The 2,320-nt window shown below is 43.5% G+C and carries 2 protein-coding genes; both read left to right on the top strand.

The window, feature by feature from the left end; translation table 11 throughout:
• The first annotated feature begins 101 nt into the window (after positions 1 to 101).
• Entirely contained in the window at positions 102 to 1,751 is a 1,650-nt protein-coding gene (ltrA, locus tag HCR01_RS37640) for a group II intron reverse transcriptase/maturase (protein WP_193200968.1), read from the top strand.
• A 99-nt stretch (positions 1,752 to 1,850) separates the two neighbouring features.
• Positions 1,851 to 2,243, top strand: coding sequence for a hypothetical protein (locus HCR01_RS37635; protein ID WP_193200967.1), 393 nt, complete (start codon positions 1,851 to 1,853; stop codon positions 2,241 to 2,243).
• Positions 2,244 to 2,320: the final 77 nt, after the last annotated feature.

Raw genomic sequence — 2,320 nt, 5'->3', positions numbered from 1 at the left:
AGAGGTTCAGAATTTGCCTCTGAGCGAAAGCAATAGCAGACTTCTCTTTGGTCTTATGAGAAAGAAACTAGACAAAGAAACCTAATTCAAAGATAAGTTAGATGTCGTACACAAGTACAACAAACGGACTAAGAAAACCACTAGAAGATTGGAGTCAAATTAATTGGCGCAAAATCAACAAAGCGGTTAAGAATCTGCGTCAACGAATCTTTCTCGCGAGAAAACTTGGAAACTGGCGTCAGCTAAGAAGCCTCCAAAAGTTGATGCAAAGAAACTACGCCAACTTATTGTTATCTGTTCGGAAAATCACTCAGACAAATCCTGGCAAAGCAACAGCAGGAATTGATAAAGAAATTATCAATACCCCAGAGCAGCGAGTGAATCTGGTAAATCACTGGAATGGCGGTAATCAAAACCCCACTAAGCGGGTGATGATACCTAAAGCCAACGGTAAGAAACGACCGCTCGGAATCCCAACCGTGCGTGACAGAATTGAACAGGCAATAATAGTTAATTCACTAGAACCCGAATGGGAAGCTGTATTTGAAGCAAATTCCTATGGCTTCAGATGTGGAAGAAGTTGTCAAGATGCTATCGCCCAAAACTTCATAAGAGTCAAGGGTGACAGAGACACCTGGGTTCTAGAAGCAGATATTCAAGGATTCTTCGATAACATTGCCCATGAATCTATCCTTAAACAGTTAGGAAACTTCCCAAAGAAAAACCTAATCAAAGGATGGTTAAAAGCTGGATTCATCTTTGAAGGGAAGTATAACCCGACAAAGACAGGCACACCACAAGGAGGGGTTTGTTCCCCGCTCCTCGCCAATATCGGATTGCATGGCTTAGAAACATTTATTAAAGCTACCAATCCCAAACTTGGCGTGGTTAGATACGCTGATGACTTTATCGTCACTGCTAGAGATGAGGAAAGTCTCAAAAACGCCCAAATCCAGATTCAGCAATGGTTGTCACAAAGAGGTTTGAATCTCAGTGCGGAGAAGACATTAATCACGTCAATGGAAGATGGTTTCGACTTCCTCGGCTTCAACCATCGCCATTACAATGGCAAATTGCTTATCAAACCCTCGAAGAAGAAAGTCTTAGACTTTTGTAAGCGAATTGGGAAAGAAATTAAAGCAATAAATGGGTGTGAACAAGAGTTAGTCATTAAAAGACTGAATCCGATTCTCCGAGGTTTTGCCAACTACTACAAAGGAGTAGTCAGCAAAGAAACCTTTAGTTACATCTCCTCAAGATTATGGAGATATCTTTGGTGTTGGGCAAAGCGTAGACACCCCAACAAAAACAAAAAATGGGTTTGGAAACGTTACTTTAAAACCATAAATGGCAAGAAATGGACGTTCGCTACCACAATTAGCGACCGCCAAGGGAAAGAAAAGGATTTAATCTTATACCCGATAGCATACACGCCCATCGAACGCCATATAAAGGTTAAAGGGGAAGCGTCACCAGATGACCCCTCTCTCAAAGAATATTGGGAAAAACGCCACCAGAAATATGGTAAGAGCTACTGGGAGAAAAACTCTCGCAATTATAAAATCGCTCAAAACCAAAACTGGAAATGTCCTATCTGTGGTGAACCATTATTCAATGGAGAGGAAATAGAAACCCATCACATCGTACCTGTTGCTCAAGGTGGACTTGACAACGTAAAAAACCTTCAGCATCTACACAAAGCGTGTCATAAGCAGGTACACACAAAATCCAAGTTAACTCGCTTGAAGTAAGGCTTGAGCGCAGTGAGTGTGAAAGTCTCATGCTGCGTTCTTAGGGGAGGGGAGAGCGGTGACGCTCAAACCTTACCCGACAAGTGGTGGAAAGTATCAGTGAAAGATGCCACCGCGCAGCAGGAGTACAAGCGACAGTTCCGCGAGATTCTCGACTCCCGACAACAGCTGATTGATCTGTGGGTACGGAAGCAGCAACAATCGAGCGCAGATATTACACTGTGTTGCTTTGAAAAGACTGGGGATTTCTGCCATCGGCATCAGGTGGGCGAAGAAGTAGTACAAACTTATTTGCCAGAACAGTGGGGTGGAGAAATCGGGACTTCTCAAACACCTCAGTTGACACTCATCACAGGCGTGAAAAGAACCCAGAGCGCAACATATTCGCCCCAGGTTTTGAGTCTGATTGAAAAATGCCACGAAGCTGGGTATTCTGTGGAGTGCTCCCGCGCTTCGTGTGGATACTATCAGGGGTTGTGTTGCAAAAACTAGGGCTGGTCTGGTAGAAGTGTAGTTGTACCAATAGTCTTGTATCAAAGTTAGCCCATCAATGAACCCCAAAGAACCGT

Source organism: Nostoc sp. MG11 (assembly GCF_014904695.1).
Lineage (GTDB): Bacteria > Cyanobacteriota > Cyanobacteriia > Cyanobacteriales > Nostocaceae > Komarekiella.
Note: the sequence above shows the minus strand (reverse complement) of the source record. Positions and strands in the feature narration are given on the sequence as shown.